This is a genomic window from Pleionea sp. CnH1-48 (genome assembly GCF_024124665.1).
Taxonomy (GTDB): domain Bacteria; phylum Pseudomonadota; class Gammaproteobacteria; order Enterobacterales; family Kangiellaceae; genus JAMXSB01.
On sequence record NZ_JAMXSB010000011.1, the window covers coordinates 120,624 to 138,107 of the forward strand.

Consider the following 17,484-nt stretch of genomic DNA (forward strand, 5'->3'; position numbering starts at 1 on the left):
TAACAACTTTAATAACGTCAGAACTTTGACACTTACTTCAACTAAGCCCTGGCGAGGGCTGTTTTATGGCTTTTTATCTTTATCGTCAGGCTTCGATTTACCACGAATTAATAAACCGCCACTGGGCAACCGTGTGATTTCATACTCTTGATCAGTCGCTTCTTCACTCTTAGTGGGTGCCGGTTTATTGTCACTTTTTGTTGTCGATGATTTTTGCTGCACCTGCGGTGCAGTATCAGAAGCTTTTTCGGTCTCTTTAAGTTTATACCGTGAGATAGCAACCGTCACGCGACGATTTTTGGCCCTACCCTTTGCCGATCCGTTCGTGGCAATGGGGTTGTGCTCGCCATAAGCCTCGACTGACATACGGGATGGTCCTACACCACTTTTTTGCAATTTGCGTACCACGGCAGCGGCTCTGGCGGCCGACAACTCCCAGTTAGACTGAAACCTTTGCGTATCGATAGGAATATTATCTGTATGCCCACGAACACTGATTCGTTGTTGATGCTTGGTGAGTTGAGTGGCAATTTCTTTTAACAAGACATTGGCTGATGGCCCTAAGGTTTCACTGCCGCTATTAAAGAGAAGTGCACTGCGCAAATCGATCTCTAACCAGTCTCGAGTTTTTCGAATAGTCACCAAATCTTTTGCGATCAAATCCTCCAGGCTGCCCTGTAAATTGCGCTCAATGGCCTCAAATTTTTTTGCGCTGATGTAGTTTTCGTCATTCGATACTTTTTCGACATCTTCAGCAGCGCCAGGTGGATCAAGACTGTCGCCGCTCACTGGCTGTTCAGTACGATTAATTTCGCCTTCCTGAATTGGTTGCAGACTACTTTCGGGAACATCAAAAGCTGACAACATAGATTGAGAGAGAATACGATACTTACCTTCATTAACCTGAGAAATAGAATACATCACAACAAAAAAGGCAAACAGCAGCGTCATAAAGTCGGCATAAGACACCAACCAGCGGTCGAGATTTTCTTCTTGCTCTGTAGAACGTTTTCGTAACATAAGTCAGGACCTCGCCTAACCGGGTCAAACCTTCCCTTTATCGGGTACAAAGCCTCGTAACCGGGATTCTATGACTTTAGGGTTTTCGCCCTCTGATATTAAGACAATACCTTCGATCATCATTTCTCGATGCAGGCTTTGTGTCTGTACAATAGATTTGAGTTTGTTGGCAATAGGCAGAAATAATAAGTTGGCCGATGCGACGCCATAAATGGTTGCCACAAAAGCGGTTGCGATCCCCGTTCCCAATAACGCAGGCTCAGACAAATTGCCCATCACTTGAATTAAGCCTAACACTGCACCAACAATACCTAAGGTTGGCGCATAACCGCCAAGTGCTTCAAATACTTTTGCCGCTTTCACGCCCTCTCTTTCGCGTACATCAAGTTCAATCATTAACGTTTCACGAATACGCTCTGGCTCGCCACCATCGACTAGAAGAGAGAGACCTTTGTTATCAAAAATATTGCGTTCAGAGTCGAGAATATTTTCTAAACCTAATAGCCCCTGCTTGCGTGCAATCAAACTCCATTGAGTGATTTTTTCGATGGCACTGATGGGATTGCTTTGGGGAGGAAAGATCATCCAGGGCATCATACGAATAGCTAACATTAAGGTCGATAAAGGTGTTTGAACAAAAACGGCTCCTAAGGTACCGCCAATAACAATGACAAACGCAGGTCCATTGGCTAACGACTCTATCGATCCTCCTTCCAGTACCTGCCCGCCCAGTATGGCAAATACTGCAAATAAAAGTCCGATCAGCGTTAAGGCATCCATTAAGTCACTCTTATGATCTTGTCAGCCATATCACCGAGGCGTACTTCTTCTGTTGCATGACCGGCTCGCATCACCGACATCGGCATACCATACACCACGCAACTTTCCTCATCCTGAGTCCATACGGTTGCGCCTTGCTGGCGCAGTATGCGCGAGCCTTCTCGTCCATCGGCTCCCATTCCGGTTAACACAATAGCCAAAACATTTTTGGCAAACACCTTGGAAGCCGAAACATAAGTGACATCGACACAGGGGGCATACTGCAAACGCCCATCGGTCTCACGCACACGAATACGAGCACTGGCCGCCGAGCCTTCGATGTACATCTGTTTACCACCGGGGGCAATATAAACGGTCCCGGCTTTCAGTGGCATCGAGTCTTCTGCTTCCACAACTGATAGCTGACACAATCCGTCCATGCGTTGAGCAAATGCGCCAGTAAAAGTACCGGGCATGTGTTGAGTGATGGTAACTGGCACGGGCAAAGAGCCCGGCAAACGAGTTAATATCTTTTGCAGAGCCACCGGTCCTCCGGTAGAAGCACCAATAGCAATCAATTTTACGTTAAGTTTTTGTCCAGCAATCGAGGGTTTGGGGCTGGGCGTTCCAGGCCGAATGGGTGCAACTGAAGGCGCAGCACGAGGTGCCGAAGCAGGCTTAACTGGCGAACGAACAATGGCGCGAATTTTATCTTTTAAAGCCCCTACCAATTGGCCATTGCCTTGCGACACGGCTTCGTAACTTTTTAGCATAAAATCGGCAGCGCCAGCGTCTAAAGCATCCAGCGTCAACTTTGCACCTTCAAAAGTTAACGACGACAGCATAAGAGTGGGTGTGGGACGAACCTTCATTATCTCTTTTAATGCCGTGATTCCATCCATAACAGGCATCTCGACATCCATAGTGATCACATCAGGTTGTAAACTTTGAACTTTCTGAATTGCATCGCGGCCGTTGTGAGCCACTCCAATGATTTTTATTTCTGGATCGGCACTCAGTATCTGTGCCACTCGTCGACAGAAGAAGTTTGAATCGTCAACTATCAGAACTCTTATTGTCACGCAATTACCTCAATCCCTGAACAGGACACCAACACAATGCTCAGCATCACTGACACTGACTTTTGCACACTAAGAGCAACCCATAGCTTGCTCAGCCATAATACTTGGAGAGTAGGATAATCGAGCTTCCAGGCAATGCCGAAATTAAGTGTTATTAGGTTCTTCGCGCATAACACTTAAGCAAACTGGGAATATCGAGTATTAATGCAATACCGCCATCACTGGTGATGGTAGCACCTGCCATTCCGGGTGTTCCCTGCAAGGACTCACCCAAAGGTTTAATCACTACTTCTTCTTGCCCTATCAAGGCATCCACCACAAAACCTACTTTTTGTGTACCCACTTGCACAATCACCACATGACCTTCGTCTTTTTTCTCGTGGGATTGCTTATCATGAGACAAGAGCCATTTTTCTAAATAAAACAGTGGTAATGCTTTTTCTCGTACGATCACAGTCTCTTGCCCATCAACAACACGAGTGCTGGTAAGATCGAGGTGGAAAATTTCGTTCACACTGGCTAATGGCAAAGCAAAAACCTGCTCTCCAACCGTCACCATTAAGGTAGGCAGTATCGCCAGAGTTAACGGCACTTTAATAAGAATCGTGGTGCCCACACCTAGCTGAGAATCAATGGTCAAAGTTCCATTAAGCTGAGTAATTTTGGTTTTCACTACGTCCATTCCGACGCCTCGGCCAGAGACATCAGAGATTTCTTCTTTAGTAGAGAAACCTGCCATAAAGATCAGATTAAAGCATTCGGTATCACTGAGTCGGTCGGCCTGATCTCTATCCATCAGACCTTTCTCAATTGCTTTTTCGCGCAGCGCATCGGGATTCATTCCCTTACCATCATCTTCAATAGACAATAGAATATGATCGCCTTCTTGCGCTGCCGATAGAATAACTTTACCAGTACGAGCCTTTCCTGCAGCAACGCGATCTTCTGGGCTTTCTACACCATGGTCCACAGAGTTACGTACCAAGTGAACCAGAGGATCTGCCAATGCTTCTACCAGGTTTTTATCCAGGTCGGTTTCTTCACCCACCAGTTGCAGAGAAATTTCTTTCTTCAAACTTCGAGCCAAATCTCTAACCACTCGAGGAAAACGACCAAAGACTTTTTTGATCGGCTGCATGCGAGTTTTCATTACTGCGCCTTGCAAATCTGATGTCACAACATCAAGAGTGGCAACGGCTTTATTTAAGCTTTCGTCCTGATAACTTTGCCCTAACATCTTAAGACGGTTACGAGCCAGAACCAGCTCTCCAACCATGTTCATAATGTCATCCAGTCGCGACGTATCCACGCGCACCGTAGACTCAGTTTGAGCCGGAGCTGCTTTGGGTGCCGCTTTAGGCGCTGCTGGTTTTGCCGCTGGTTTGGGTTCGGGCTTGGGTTCGGGCTTGGGCTCTGGTTTGGGTGGTGGTGGCGGTTCGGCTGCCTTTTCTGGTTCTGGTGGCGGTGGTGCTGCTGGCGTAGGGGCAGGAGTTTCTGCCGCTCCGCCACCACCACTATGAATTTGATCCAGTAACGCTTCAAACTCATCATCAGTAATCTCGTCACCGGGCTTTTTGCTCTCTCCGGCCGCTGCTGCAGGAGCAGCATCATCCGTTTTCTTGCTGTGCAACTCATCTAACAAAGCTTCAAATTCATCATCGGTAATTTCATTGTCGCCTCCTCCTGCCGCAGCAGCGGGGGCTGGCTCGGGAGGTGGCGCAGCTGCTGCACCACCTCCACCACCATGAATTTCATCGAGTAGTGCTTCAAATTCATCGTCAGAAATATCGTCTCCGCCACCACTGGCTGCGGGTTCTGCAGCGGGAGGTGGTGCGGGTGCAGGAGTCGGTTCTGGCGCAGGAGCAGGTGCAGCTTCAACGGGCGCAGGGGCCGCGCCTTCGGCAGCAGCAAAAACTTCCAGTCGTTGCAGAAAATCGGCCGGAGCAGGTGTGGGCATTTCGCCCGATTTCACTTCATCGAACATGGCATTAACATAGTCCAGTGCTTGCAATACCGCGTCCATCAGTTCGGGATCTGCCGAACGATTACCATTACGCAAGTTATCAAAAATATTTTCGGTTACATGACATACTTCAACAAGCGCAGTTAAGTTCAGGAAACCCGCTCCCCCTTTAACGGTATGGAAGCCACGAAAAATGGCGTTCAATAGATCCATATCGTCGGGATCATTTTCCAGAGAAATTAATTGTTCGGACAGCTGTTCTAATAGCTCATTTGCTTCGATTAAGAAGTCCTGCAATATTTCTTCATCGGCATCGATTGCCATTCAAGAGCTCCTCTAAAAGCCTAAACTGGAAAGCAAATCATCCACATCGTCCTGACTGGCCAGAACGTCGTTTCTTTTTTCTAGATTAACAATAGGACCTTCTGCGCCATGGTGTTCTTGTTCTTCAACTTGCGCTTGCTTGAAGTTTTCCATATTGCCAAACATCTTTATCAACGTTATTAGATTCTCTTCAACGTCATGTACCATGGTGATCACTTTTTGAATCACTTGCCCGGTTAAATCCTGATAACCCTGGGCCATGAGTACATCCGTCAGAGAGGCATGGAGCTGCCCAGCATCTGCATCGACACTTTTTAAGAATTCCTCTACACGACCAGCTAATTCTCTAAACTCGCCGGGTTTTAATTCGCGACGATGCAAACGACTCCAATCACTTAATAGTTCAGATGCATTTTGCTTAATCCCATCAGCCAACGGAATGCACTGCTCAACGGAGTCCATGGTTTTGTCTGCAGCGTTTTTGGTAGTATCAATAACGTATTGCAAACGATCTTTTGCATCAGGTATATCTTGTGCTGCAATATCTGTAATGCGGTTGTCCATCTGAAAGCTACTGATCGCTTCATGTAGCTGGCGAGTCAATTTACCGACTTCAGTAAACAAACTAGCGTCATGACTCCCACCCGACAGCTTGTCTATGGAGGTGCGCGCATTTTGCATGTCCCCCGACTCTAGCTGCTCTAATAACTGGCGTGCCTGTTGAAGGATTTCTTCATTGACGCTTTCTTCATTATTTGTCATAGCGGGTCCCAGTTGTTTATGCACCACCTTCAAGACGTTCAAAAATCTTATCGATTTTCTCTTTCAGGGTTCCAGCGGTGAAAGGCTTAACAATATACCCATTAACGCCAGCCTGAGCGGCCTCTACGATTTGTTCTCGCTTAGCTTCAGCGGTCACCATCAACACAGGTAAATCCTTAAGGTTTGGATCTGCCCGCACGTTCTTCAGCAAATCAATTCCCTGCATTCCAGGCATATTCCAGTCGGTTACCAGAAAATCAAAGTCACCAGCCTGCAACATTGGTAATGCGGTGTTGCCATCGTCCGCTTCGGCGGTATTAGTAAATCCCAGATCACGCAGTAGATTCTTAACAATTCGACGCATGGTCGAAAAATCATCAACTACCAAGATCTTCATATTTTTGTCCAACTCGAACCTCCCCTAATTAGAGCTTAATTATCTTTGCCTGTTCGGTTATACATAAAGTTAGTCAAAATTATCTATTTACGCCAATCTGTTAAACGAGATTGTAAACGTAGCATAGCCTGACTGTTGATCTGACTAACACGAGACTCACTTACCCCTAAAACTTCACCAATTTCTTTAAGATTCAGCTCATCGTTATAGTACAAAGCCAGTACTAATCGCTCACGTTCTGGCAAGCTGGCAATGGATGAAGCCAGGCAATCGCGAAAGTTCTCAGTTTGCAATCCATCATAAGGTGAAGCAGCGGCAGCACTGAGTCCTTCGGCAAAATAATCTTCTGTGACTCCTAATTCTTCAAAATCGAGCATGTGGCCACTGTTCGCTTCCATCAACATGGTGCGATAGGACTCAAGATCGACTTCGAGCTCTGCGGCGACTTCACTATCTCGAGCATCGCGCCCGGTGTCTTGTTCTATCTTTGCAATCGCCTGAGCGATACTCCTTGCATTACGATGGACCGAACGTGGAACCCAATCGCCACGACGAATTTCATCGATCATCGAGCCACGGATGCGAATACCCGCAAAGGTTTCGAAACTGGCCCCTTTTGAAGCATCAAAACTGGAACTGGCTTCTAGTAGCCCGAGCATGCCAGCTTGCATTAAGTCTTCTAACTGAACGCTCGAGGGAAGGCGAGAAAGCAAATGGTGGGCGATACGCTTAACAAGAGAAGCGTAACGAACGGTGATGTCTTCTTGAGATCCAATTTTTTTATAAGTGTCTATCCCACTCACGGACAGCAACTCCTAGTGTTTTGAACCCATTAACGCATACCTTGCGAGCTGATTGGTTAAAGAAAGTGGCTGCTGTTCATATTGATAAACAGACCACCTGAAAACCAACTCTACTACGCGGGGTATGATCCTCAACAAACGATTTGATGGCTTAAATTATTACTTTGATTCTATCCCAAGCGCAATTGGGTATAAACCACCACAAGGCCTCTTTGTCTTTGCTATGCACAAGTGGCATCAAAACAAACAGTCCTTCAATTATTATCATGTATTCATGTTGTTTTTTATCGCTACCTTTCTTTACTATTAATATTAGCAAACAGATTGCCAACTGGCGTACCGATTGATACGAATTAACAGGCAATCACTTAACCAGACACCAAACGCTCCATAAAAAACTCGATATTACCGTTCGGTGTTGAAGGTACTGGCCATTGCTCCACCCGTTTTGCGACGGATTTAATGGCAATGGATGCAGGCGAGCGAGGAAAAAGCTCGACCAGCGCTTTTTGTTTTTTCACCGCTTTGCGCACATTTTCATCGAATGGAACAGAGCCTATATAATTAAGCCCAACGTCAAGAAAACGATCCGTCACTTTTAGCAACTTAGCAAAAATATCCCGCCCTTCTTGAGGAGATCGGACCATATTCGCCACAATATTAAATCGATTCATGCCATGATCCTGATTCATGACTTTCATCAGCGCATAGGCATCGGTTATCGATGTCGGCTCATCACACACCACCACCAAAACATCCTGTGAAGCCCGTGTAAAAGAAACCACGTTGTCAGTGATTCCAGCAGAGGTATCAATAATTAGGTAATCCAGTTGATGACCTATCTGGCTAAACGCACGAATAATCCCGGCATGCTCAACGGTACTTAGCTCAGACATCTGTTGCATACCCGATGATGCTGGAATAATTTGTAAACCATGAGGCCCCTCAACGACGATGTCTTCTAAATCACACTCACCTGCGAGCACATGAGACAGGTTACGAGTCACTTTAAGCCCAAGCATGATGTCAATATTGGCCAAACCGAGATCGGCATCGAGCATCATCGTTTTGTAGCCCTGTTGCGCCAGCGCCACTGCCATGTTGACCGATATATTGCTCTTTCCTACCCCTCCTTTACCTCCTGTCACTGCAATCACTTTTACCGGTTTTGTATTTACCATTGCTCTTAGTCCAGCTGCCTGATCGTCTATTTGAATACTTTGCCCATACATCAATGTGTTCCTGTTGCCAGAAGATCGATTGATCGAGTCTCGTCTTGTTTTTGTTGTTTTGCTAACCACATCATTTTTGACACTAGATGACGGCTGCGTGCAACGCGAATATCTTCAGGTACTCTTTGTCCATCGGTGGTATAAGCCAATGGCAAATCATGTTGTATTAAGGTAGAAATGGGTTCACCCAAACTCGTCGCTTCATCCAGCTTAGTCAACAAACAACCACTGATATGAAACTTAGAAAATAATTTGATCGATTCTTGTAAAACCCCAGTTTGGGCAGTCGCCGACAACACCAGATAATTACGAATAGGAAACTCTTCATGATTAAAACATGACATCTGTTGAGCCATTCGTTCGTCGTGATGGCTCATGCCTGCCGTATCAATGAGCACCAGACGTTTATCACGAAACGCATTCAGAGCTTCCTTCAGGGTGTCAGCATCTCGAGCCACTCGCACTGGCAAACGCAAAATACGGCCATAGGTTTTTAACTGTTCGTGAGCGGCGATACGATAACTGTCGGTAGAAATTAAACCAACAGACTGACTACCATTTTGTAACACATAACGGGCAGCTAACTTCGCTACCGATGTGGTTTTGCCTACACCAGAAGGCCCTACTAATGCCACCATACCTCCATGAGTTAAAATGTCATCGTCGGTAACAGTGAGCGTTTTGGATAACCAGTGCATGGCTTTTTTACAGGCGCGTTCAAAATCCGGTTCTTTGCCACACACTTCAGTAAGTTGCTTTATAAGCATAGCGCTTAAACCATGGGCTTTCATTTCGTTTGCCAATCGCGTTGTTAACGAAGATGACGTAGCCAGATGACTCTGATTCGGTTCACTTAATTGCTGCTCTAATAACTGACGCAACATAGCCAGTTCCTCACGCATGGCAGCAATAGCAGGCTCTTGATGTTGCGCGGGTTCTTGTTGCTGCGCAGGTTCTACTTTTGGCTCACTGTGGGCAGATTGCCTGGGGCGTGACACTTTCTTCTGCTGCTGGTTAAGCACTTTTTTAACGGCGGGGTGAGAGTCAGAAATATCTTCTATCACCGCCTGGCTCGTATCCGGCTTCATCATAGATTGGATAGAACGTCTTAAAGCAGGTTCAGGAGGTTTGGCCGCTGCACTCTCCTGTTGTTCCATTTGCAGGATCTCCTGCTGCAACGCAGACAGGCCAGCAGTCGCCAATGAATTAGGATTAAGAGCGTCATTAATAGAAGGCGCTTTAAAGCGTTCTTTTCTTGCCTTTGGCATTTCGGTAACGTCAGTAAAAGGATTTTGCTGGACAGCGATACGCGCGTGAGCACGAGATAAAATCGAGCGTTCTGTTTGTGCCAGTTCATCAGCGGATAAGCTCTCTAGCTGCTGGCGAAAACTAGGAGGCTCTGGATTGTTGGCTGGTTGTTGAGCCGGCATTGTTTTAGCTACGGCAGCAGGTTCTGCTACTTCCGGAGCCAGTTCTGGTGACCCTTCTTCTTCAGCAGGCTGTTCACGTTTGTGCAATAGGGTTTCATCATAATCCATTGCAGCAACCAGCTCGACACCACCTTTTACTTTGGTAGTCGATAAAATAGCAGCATCAGCACCCAGTTCTTCACTCACCAGGGTTAACGCAGTACGCATATCTTTGGCAACAACGCGTTTTATCTTCATAATTTATTGCTCGTCTCAGTAATGATGTTACTGTCCGACGGTTGCCACTACACGGATTTGCTTATTGTCAGGTATTTCCTGATAACTCAACACATGCAACCCTTGAACGCCAAAACGCGCAAACTTTGACAAACTGCTTCTGAGCCCTGGCGCCGTCAGCAAAATAGCAGGCTTACCAATTGACTCTTGTTTGTCAGCGGCTTCTTTTAACGACTGTTGCAGTTTCTCCGCCAGACCGGGCTCAATGTTCACGCCCTCATCGGCGCTGCCCTGTAATGACTGGTGCAATAACTGTTCCAAAGATGGATCTAAAGTAATAACGGGAAGCTCGGGCTCTAAGCCATTGATATGCTGAACAATTAATCGACTTAGCGCGATTCTTACTGCAGCCGTCAAAGCGGCGGGATCTTGACTCCTGGTAGAATACTCCGCCAAAGTTTCGGCGATGGTTCGCATATCTTTAATTGGCACCTGCTCTAACAACAGGTTTTGTAATACTTTAACCACAGCGCCCAGAGGCAATGCACCCGGTACCAGATTTTCGACTAGCTTAGGCGCTCCTTTGCTCAAACTCTTTAATAATTGTTCGACCTCTTCATGGCCTAACAATTCGTTCGCATGAGTTTGAATGAGTTGACTCAAATGAGTTGCCACTACGGTGCTCGCATCCACTACCGTGTATCCCATCGACTGCGCATTTTCTTTTTGCATTGACTCAATCCATAAGGCTTCCAGACCAAACGCAGGATCTTGAGTCTCCAGCCCTTCCACCTTGCCAAATACCTGGCCTGGATTAATCGCCATTTCTCGGTCGGGATAAATTTCTGCATCGCCAACCGCCACGCCCATCAAAGTGATTCGATAGGCATTAGGCGCTAACTCAAGATTGTCTCGAATATGAACGGCAGGAATTAAAAAGCCTAACTCTTGTGATAGTTTTTTTCGAACTCCCTTAATTCGCCCCATCAATTTTCCATCCTGAGAAGGATCCACAAGAGGGATCAAACGATACCCAACTTCTAAGCCAATAGGGTCCACTGGTGGCACATCTTCCCAGGTGAGCTCTTTAAGTTCAGGCTCTTTTGGCGCGGCAACTTCTTTCTGTTTTTGCGTCTCGACTTCTTCGGCCTGTTTCTTGCGATGATAAGTGATAGCAAACGCAGTTCCAGCAGATAACAGAGCCAGCGTTAAAAACGCAAAGTGAGGCATACCTGGAATCAATCCCATCACACCGAGAACCGCTGCCGCAATCCACAGTGTTTTGATGCGAGTGAATAACTCCATAACCATCTGCTCGCCCATATCGCGCGATGCATTTTGTCGCGTAACCATAATGGCAGCCGCAGTTGACAGTAATAACGAAGGAATTTGAGCAACGAGTCCATCACCAATGGTGAGTAACGCGTAGTACTGCATCGCAGTGCCAAAATCCAGATCGTGTTGCCCCATGCCGATTGCGATGCCACCCAGAATATTAATAAATAGAATCAGTAAACCAGCAACAGCATCACCACGCACAAATTTAGACGCACCATCCATTGCCCCATAAAAGTCGGCTTCCTGTGCCACTTCTGATCGACGTTCACGAGCTTCTTCTTGCGTTAATAGCCCAGCATTAAGATCGGCATCGATGGCCATTTGTTTGCCCGGCATTGCATCCAAAGTAAAACGCGCGCTGACTTCAGAAATACGTCCTGCACCCTTGGTAACCACTACAAAGTTGATAATAACCAGAATGGCAAACACAACCAGCCCCACCGCATAGTTACCGCCAACCACAACCGAACCAAATGACTCAATCACTTGTCCTGCTGCACCAGGGCCATTATGTCCATTAATTAATACGACACGAGTGGATGCCACGTTTAACGCCAGTCGCGTTAGAGTTGCCATCAATAAAACCGTTGGAAAAGCCGCAAATTCCAGAGGCCTCATGGTGTAAATCGAAGCCAGTAACACGACCAACGCTAAAGTAATATTAAAAGTAAATAATATATCCAGTAGAACGGGAGGCAATGGCAGCGTCATCATGGCGAGCAGCATGAGCAAAATAAAGGGCGTACCAAGCCCAGAAAAGCTCATTGACTTTAATCGTTCTTTAGAAAAAAACTCAACCATGGATCATTACCTTAATACTTCATCGATTCGGGGATGGGATACTCTCTAGCCTGAGTTGGCATGGGTCCCTGCCCCTTTTTATAGGCTTGCAACTGGAATACGTAAGCCAACACCTGAGCGACCGCTAAATACAACTCCGATGGAATTTCTTGATCCAGTTTGGTGGTATAAAACAGAGCACGGGCCAAAGGCGGTGCTTCTAAAATAGTGACATCGTGCGCTGAGGCCACTTTACGAATATTAAAGGCAACTTCATCGACACCACGCGCGACCACTATAGGAGCGGTTTGTCCTTGTTGATCGTACTTTAATGCCACCGAAAAGTGCTCTGGGTTCGTCACTACAACATCCGCTTCTGGAATCGCTTCCATCATGCGTCTATGTGTTAACTCACGCTGCATTTGTCGAATACGGCTTTTAACTTCGGGCTTACCTTCAGTTTCTTTATACTCGTCTTTCACTTCTTGTTTGGTCATTCGAAGTTGCTTGGCATGGTTCCAGATTTGAAACGGCACATCGATAAGCGCAATTAACACCAGTGATACCGAAACCATTAAAAAAGCAAAAAGAATGAGCTTTGTGGCCTCCATGGCTTCGGCTTCAATATTGGACTGCCCTAACTTTAAATAATCGTCAAAACTCGTATGCATCACCAACAAAGCGACTGTACCCACAATCAGCACTTTTCCAATCGCTTTTAATAGCTCCATCAAAGCATTCATACCAAACATTCTTTTAAAACCTGCCATGGGGGACAAGCGACTGCCTTTAGGCATTACAGCTTGCGCACTCAACGAAACCCCACCCATTAAAACCGAACCCATCACCCCTGTGAAAAACAACAATAGAAAGAAAGGGGCAAAGGTTGTCATGGCCATGCGCAAACTTTCAGCAAAGGTGGCTAACATATAACGTTCGTCAAAAATTTGTTCGCGCTCTAACTCAAATGACATATCAGTGATAACAGTAAATGCTTTGCTATCAGTAAAGGTCGTTAACATCAAGGCGAGCGCCGCTGCCATCAAAATCAGAGCTGTATTGAGTTCTTTTGATCGGGGAACCTGACCTTTCTCTTTGGCCTTCTCCCGTTTTCGGGGTGTGGCCTCTTCGGAACGTTCACCTGCGTCATTCTCGGCCATCTCAACACTCCACTAATAGAAGTTGGCAGATCAGGCTTTGGCCACTCTCTATCTGAGCGATAAAGTGTGGAATAAAACTGCGCAGTATCAACCACACAATCATCAAACCAGCGATCATGGTGACAGGAAAACCAATAACAAACAGATTGATTTGCGGTGCTGCTCGAGTCATAACACCAAAAGAAAGATTAACGACCAGCAGGGCTACAACAGCAGATAGCACCATCATAAATGCGGTTGTAAAAATACTTTGAGCCCAGTAAATCATCTTATCAATTCCGGCAAAAAATACGACCGACTCAGAAATAGGCAAAGACTCAAAACTGAGTACGATCACTTGAATCATCTGCAAGTGACCATCCAGAGAGAGAAAGATCAAAGTCGCCATCATTACCAACAATTGTCCAAGAGCAGGCACACTCACACCACTCGAAGGATCAACCAAGGAGGCAAAACCTAAACCGGTTTGCATGGCAATCACCTGTCCGGCAACGACAAAGGTTTCAAAAACAAGACGCGTCACAAAACCAATGGCCAAGCCAATCACTGTTTGCATCATCACCTGAATCGACATGGCCAACGAAAATACTTCATCGACAGCCACATCTGGAACCGACACTACTGGCACCGTAATAATAGTGAGAGCAATGGCAGTAAATAATCGAATGCGGATAGGTACGTTACGAGTTCCCAAAATCACCATGGATGATGTCATGCCAGCAATACGCGCAAACACTAGCGCGTGCTCAGCTATCCATTGGTTGATGATGGCAAGTTCGATGGTCATATTAACCAATCAACTCCGGTATCTGATGAATCAACTCAATGGTGAACTCTGTCAACATGCTGATAAACCAGTGACCCAATATGGCAATGGTTAACAAGGTAACTAACAATCTGGGTAAAAATGATAAGGTTTGCTCGTTGATACTGGTAGCCGCCTGAAACACAGCAACCAGAAGCCCTACCAGAAGGCCAGGTAATACTATGGTTCCTACCAAAGAGATGATAAGAAACAAAGCACTTCTAAAGACGTCAACGACAACTTCTGGAGTCATGACATTCTCCTACTCGATGTCTTTTCTCAACCAAAGCAGCTAACCAAAGCTGCCAGCCAGGGTTCCGATCACCAGCACCCAACCATCCACCAAAACGAATAACATAATTTTGAATGGCAAAGAGATAATCAGTGGTGACAACATCATCATACCCATGGCCATTAAAATACTTGAAATCACCAGGTCAACGATAAGAAAGGGAATAAATAAAAGAAATCCAATCTGAAAAGCGGTTTTTAATTCGCTGGTTATAAACGCCGGAGCAATAATCGTTAATGGCAGCTCGTTATACTGTTCTTTGGCACTGGTAACGCCTGCAATTTCCATAAACATGACGAGATCGTTTTCGCGGATTTGTGCCAGCATAAATCGTTTAAAAGGCTCAACCGCAATATCCATCGCCTGCTTGGATGTAATTTGCTCTTGAATATAAGGCTGAATCGCGGTGTCGTTTACCTCATTAATTACCGGCGACATAATGAAAAATGTTAGAAACAAAGTGAGGCCAATCAGGATCTGATTTGAAGGCGTCTGCTGCATACCCAGTGCCTGCCTTAAGATGGCAAAAACAACTGAGATTCGAATAAAGCTGGTCATCATAATGACGATGGCTGGCAAAAACGTTAGCATCGTCATTAACATAACGATTTGTAACGTCACTGAGTACTCTTGAGAGCCATCCTGTGCCGTCACAACTTTTACTGCGGGTAACAAAACCTGCGCATCCACCGAGGTGCTCATCAACACCATCAGTAGCACTAAGCTGCCGACTTTTAATCCAGAACGTATCATGCTAGCGACTTCCCAATACTTGAGTTAACTGTTGGGCAAATGCAGATTGATTAAGTGGAGTTTCGTGTTTCTCTTCAATTGTAATGCCGTCACCTTCCAAAGAGGATAACAACGAAATATTTTGTGCAGTAACCCCCAACAACAGTTGTTGCTCAGCGATTTGAACAACGACAATCCTTTCTTTCGTGCCTAAGCTATGACTTGCAATTACTTTAATAGGACTCTGGTTAGCTAATACAGGAAAGTTCAAGCGCTTAATGATCCAGGCACAAGCAAAAATAATTCCTAGCACCAGTAACAAAGCAAAAAAAACAGTAACAACCGATGCCGCCGTATCCGGTGTCGCAGATTTTTCTATCGCTGTAACACCGGGTTTTACTATACTGGCTGCACTCAAACTTAAATATTGCATGATAACCTACTTTAACTTTTTAATTCGCTCACTAGGGCTCATCACATCGGTGAGTCGGATGCCATACTTTTCGTTAACCACAACCACCTCGCCGTGGGCAATCAAAGTACCATTCACCATTACATCCAATGGCTCACCAGCTAATCGGTCAAGCTCCACCACCGATCCCTGATTCAATTGCAATAGATTTCGAATAGCAATCTGCGTACGTCCGACTTCCATCGACAAGGTCACAGGGATGTCTAGAATAACGTCGAGTTTTTCTTGTTGAACGGGATCGGGTTGTTCATCGCCATTAAAACTGGTTAGTGGTGCAGATTCAGACTCGACTTCAGCATCGGCCTCGTCTTGCTCTGCCATGGCCTCGGCCCATGCATCATCGACGTCATCTACATCATTCTCATCACTCATTCATTTCATCCTCTAACGTGGGTCCAGTAATATGATCTCTCGATATTTCTTCAACAATTTTTAATGCCATGCTGTCATTCAACTGACCATATTGAGCGCGAAAAGTGGGCAATCCTCCCACATCAACAATCACTTTATCTGGTAATTCAACAGGGATAATGTCACCTTCTTTTAGATCCATAATTTCTTTGAGCTGCAAATCTTTTTCTACCAGAATGCTCTTCATCTCTACTTCAGCACTCATGATTTCTTCGCGCATGGCATCTATCCAGCGTTCGTCAACGTCGTCTCTATCACTCTGGATACCGGCGTCTAACTTTTCTCGAATAGGTTCCAACATAGAATACGGCATGGTCACATGAAAGTTTCCGCCGCCACCATCAAGCTCAATATGAAAACTACAGACAACCACAACTTCTGATGGACTTACGATGGTTGCCAGTGCGGGATTAACTTCTGAGTCTAAGTATTCAAAATCGACTTTCATAACTGGAGACCAGGCTTCTTTTAAATCAATAAAAGACTGCTCCAGTAGGATTTGAATAATACGACGTTCTGTCGGTGTAAATTCACGACCCTCGATCTTGGCATGAAAGCGTCCATCACCACCAAAAAAGTTATCCACTAAGATAAACACCAGCTTAGCTTCCAGAGTGAACAAAGCTGTTCCCCTTAATGGGCGGATACGAACCATGTTCAAACTGGTTGGAACGAATAAGCTATGAACATATTCACCAAACTTGATCATCTGAATGCCGTTGATGGATATATCAGCACTGCGACGCATTAAATTAAATAAGCTGATGCGCATGTGACGAGCAAATCGTTCGTTGATCATTTCCAGTGTGGGCATGCGCCCACGAACAATACGATCTTGCGACGTAAAGTCGTAGGTGACGGCTTCTCCCGGGGGGGCATCGCTATCTTCAACATCGATGTCGCCATCATCTACACCATGAAGGAGCGCATCGATCTCATCTTGGCTTAATAAATCAGTCACGGTATCCCTATTGCATTACAAAACTGACAAATAAAACTTTCTCGACATACTCTTTTCCTTCGAGTTGCTTCATGGCGTCTCTAACAACCTGCAACGAATCTTCCTGCAATTTATGCCGACCATCTGGTTTAATAAGTTCGTCCGCCTGTGCGCGACTTACCAAACTCAATAAATCATTCTTTAAGCGTGGCATATGTTTTTTAACTGCTTCTTCACCGGATGCACCACGCACCATAAAGCTCATTTTGATTTGCACCAGGCGCTCTTTTCGCTTGCCTTTTATCGGTGAGATAATGGCTTCGGGAACCCCGACATAAATGGGAGGCTCTTTCGATGCAGCGGCTTCTTCTTCCGCATCATCTTCACTGGCCTCAGCAGTCTCACTGGTTTCTTCTTCTCCACCCATTAAGAAAAACGCTGCACCACCGCCACCACCAAGTACCAACAAAATAGCAATGATAATGATAAGCTTGCCTTTACCTTTTTTACCGCCCTCTTCTTCCAATTCAAGATCTTGTTTATCGTCGGCCATCACCTGTCCCCAA

At 45.7% G+C, this 17,484-nt stretch carries 18 protein-coding genes; all 18 read right to left on the reverse strand.

Annotated features, from left to right (window positions below; genetic code table 11):
* Positions 1–63: 63 nt before the first annotated feature.
* A complete protein-coding gene (gene motD / locus NH399_RS17575; RefSeq protein WP_253042418.1) occupies positions 64–1,020 on the reverse strand; it encodes a flagellar motor protein MotD in 957 nt (318 codons plus the stop codon).
* Positions 1,021–1,044: 24 nt separating this feature from the next.
* On the reverse strand, positions 1,045–1,800 hold the full coding sequence (locus NH399_RS17580; protein ID WP_253042420.1) for a flagellar motor protein: 756 nt from the start codon (positions 1,798–1,800) through the stop codon (positions 1,045–1,047).
* Positions 1,800–2,861, reverse strand: coding sequence for a chemotaxis-specific protein-glutamate methyltransferase CheB (locus NH399_RS17585; RefSeq protein WP_253042422.1), 1,062 nt, complete (start codon positions 2,859–2,861; stop codon positions 1,800–1,802). The genes NH399_RS17580 and NH399_RS17585 overlap by 1 nt, the downstream gene beginning before the upstream one ends.
* 154 nt (positions 2,862–3,015) lie before the next feature.
* On the reverse strand, positions 3,016–5,148 hold the full coding sequence (locus tag NH399_RS17590; RefSeq protein WP_253042424.1) for a chemotaxis protein CheA: 2,133 nt from the start codon (positions 5,146–5,148) through the stop codon (positions 3,016–3,018).
* A gap of 12 nt (positions 5,149–5,160) precedes the next feature.
* The gene (locus NH399_RS17595) at positions 5,161–5,910 is read right to left on the reverse strand and encodes a protein phosphatase CheZ (protein WP_253042426.1); all 750 of its coding nucleotides are present in this window, start codon (positions 5,908–5,910) and stop codon (positions 5,161–5,163) included.
* A 16-nt stretch (positions 5,911–5,926) separates the two neighbouring features.
* Positions 5,927–6,319, reverse strand: a complete 393-nt coding sequence (gene cheY / locus NH399_RS17600) for a chemotaxis response regulator CheY (protein ID WP_253042428.1) — start codon at positions 6,317–6,319, stop codon at positions 5,927–5,929.
* 71 nt (positions 6,320–6,390) lie between these two features.
* The gene (locus NH399_RS17605) at positions 6,391–7,116 is read right to left on the reverse strand and encodes an RNA polymerase sigma factor FliA (RefSeq protein ID WP_305885101.1); all 726 of its coding nucleotides are present in this window, start codon (positions 7,114–7,116) and stop codon (positions 6,391–6,393) included.
* A gap of 362 nt (positions 7,117–7,478) precedes the next feature.
* Positions 7,479–8,291 (reverse strand): MinD/ParA family protein, encoded by an 813-nt coding sequence (locus tag NH399_RS17610; protein ID WP_253042583.1) that lies wholly within the window; start codon positions 8,289–8,291, stop codon positions 7,479–7,481.
* 50 nt (positions 8,292–8,341) lie between these two features.
* A complete protein-coding gene (flhF, locus tag NH399_RS17615; protein ID WP_253042431.1) occupies positions 8,342–10,009 on the reverse strand; it encodes a flagellar biosynthesis protein FlhF in 1,668 nt (555 codons plus the stop codon).
* 27 nt (positions 10,010–10,036) lie between these two features.
* Positions 10,037–12,127 carry a flagellar biosynthesis protein FlhA gene (flhA, locus tag NH399_RS17620; protein WP_253042433.1) on the reverse strand — a complete coding sequence of 697 codons (2,091 nt, stop codon included), beginning with the start codon at positions 12,125–12,127 and terminating at the stop codon, positions 10,037–10,039.
* 11 nt (positions 12,128–12,138) lie between these two features.
* A complete protein-coding gene (gene flhB / locus NH399_RS17625; protein ID WP_253042435.1) occupies positions 12,139–13,266 on the reverse strand; it encodes a flagellar biosynthesis protein FlhB in 1,128 nt (375 codons plus the stop codon).
* A 1-nt stretch (position 13,267) separates the two neighbouring features.
* Positions 13,268–14,053 (reverse strand): flagellar biosynthetic protein FliR, encoded by a 786-nt coding sequence (gene fliR / locus NH399_RS17630; RefSeq protein WP_253042437.1) that lies wholly within the window; start codon positions 14,051–14,053, stop codon positions 13,268–13,270.
* 1 nt (position 14,054) lies between these two features.
* Positions 14,055–14,324: a flagellar biosynthesis protein FliQ gene (gene fliQ / locus NH399_RS17635; protein ID WP_253042439.1), complete on the reverse strand. Its 270-nt coding sequence runs from the start codon at positions 14,322–14,324 to the stop codon at positions 14,055–14,057.
* A gap of 39 nt (positions 14,325–14,363) precedes the next feature.
* Entirely contained in the window at positions 14,364–15,116 is a 753-nt protein-coding gene (gene fliP, locus NH399_RS17640; RefSeq protein WP_253042441.1) for a flagellar type III secretion system pore protein FliP, read from the reverse strand.
* A gap of 1 nt (position 15,117) precedes the next feature.
* Positions 15,118–15,528 (reverse strand): flagellar biosynthetic protein FliO, encoded by a 411-nt coding sequence (fliO, locus tag NH399_RS17645; RefSeq protein WP_253042442.1) that lies wholly within the window; start codon positions 15,526–15,528, stop codon positions 15,118–15,120.
* 6 nt (positions 15,529–15,534) lie between these two features.
* Complete coding sequence (fliN, locus tag NH399_RS17650) at positions 15,535–15,939, reverse strand: flagellar motor switch protein FliN (protein ID WP_253042444.1); 405 nt, start codon at positions 15,937–15,939, stop codon at positions 15,535–15,537.
* A complete protein-coding gene (fliM, locus tag NH399_RS17655) occupies positions 15,932–16,939 on the reverse strand; it encodes a flagellar motor switch protein FliM (RefSeq protein WP_253042446.1) in 1,008 nt (335 codons plus the stop codon). Before fliM ends, fliN begins: the two co-directional genes overlap by 8 nt.
* Positions 16,940–16,946: 7 nt before the next feature.
* The gene (locus NH399_RS17660; RefSeq protein ID WP_253042448.1) at positions 16,947–17,471 is read right to left on the reverse strand and encodes a flagellar basal body-associated FliL family protein; all 525 of its coding nucleotides are present in this window, start codon (positions 17,469–17,471) and stop codon (positions 16,947–16,949) included.
* Positions 17,472–17,484 lie beyond the last annotated feature (13 nt).

Excerpts from the sequence above, each read along its gene's own strand:
- motD (WP_253042418.1), bottom strand. The coding sequence starts at position 1,020 with ATGTTACGAAAACGTTCTACAGAGCAAGAAGAAAATCTCGACCGCTGG.
- NH399_RS17580 (WP_253042420.1), bottom strand. The coding sequence starts at position 1,800 with ATGGATGCCTTAACGCTGATCGGACTTTTATTTGCAGTATTTGCCATA.
- NH399_RS17590 (WP_253042424.1), bottom strand. The coding sequence starts at position 5,148 with ATGGCAATCGATGCCGATGAAGAAATATTGCAGGACTTCTTAATCGAA.
- NH399_RS17595 (WP_253042426.1), bottom strand. The coding sequence starts at position 5,910 with ATGACAAATAATGAAGAAAGCGTCAATGAAGAAATCCTTCAACAGGCA.
- NH399_RS17610 (WP_253042583.1), bottom strand. The coding sequence starts at position 8,291 with ATGGTAAATACAAAACCGGTAAAAGTGATTGCAGTGACAGGAGGTAAA.
- flhF (WP_253042431.1), bottom strand. The coding sequence starts at position 10,009 with ATGAAGATAAAACGCGTTGTTGCCAAAGATATGCGTACTGCGTTAACC.
- flhA (WP_253042433.1), bottom strand. The coding sequence starts at position 12,127 with ATGGTTGAGTTTTTTTCTAAAGAACGATTAAAGTCAATGAGCTTTTCT.
- flhB (WP_253042435.1), bottom strand. The coding sequence starts at position 13,266 with ATGGCCGAGAATGACGCAGGTGAACGTTCCGAAGAGGCCACACCCCGA.
- fliR (WP_253042437.1), bottom strand. The coding sequence starts at position 14,053 with ATGACCATCGAACTTGCCATCATCAACCAATGGATAGCTGAGCACGCG.
- fliQ (WP_253042439.1), bottom strand. The coding sequence starts at position 14,324 with ATGACTCCAGAAGTTGTCGTTGACGTCTTTAGAAGTGCTTTGTTTCTT.
- fliP (WP_253042441.1), bottom strand. The coding sequence starts at position 15,116 with ATGATACGTTCTGGATTAAAAGTCGGCAGCTTAGTGCTACTGATGGTG.
- fliO (WP_253042442.1), bottom strand. The coding sequence starts at position 15,528 with ATGCAATATTTAAGTTTGAGTGCAGCCAGTATAGTAAAACCCGGTGTT.
- fliN (WP_253042444.1), bottom strand. The coding sequence starts at position 15,939 with ATGAGTGATGAGAATGATGTAGATGACGTCGATGATGCATGGGCCGAG.
- NH399_RS17660 (WP_253042448.1), bottom strand. The coding sequence starts at position 17,471 with ATGGCCGACGATAAACAAGATCTTGAATTGGAAGAAGAGGGCGGTAAA.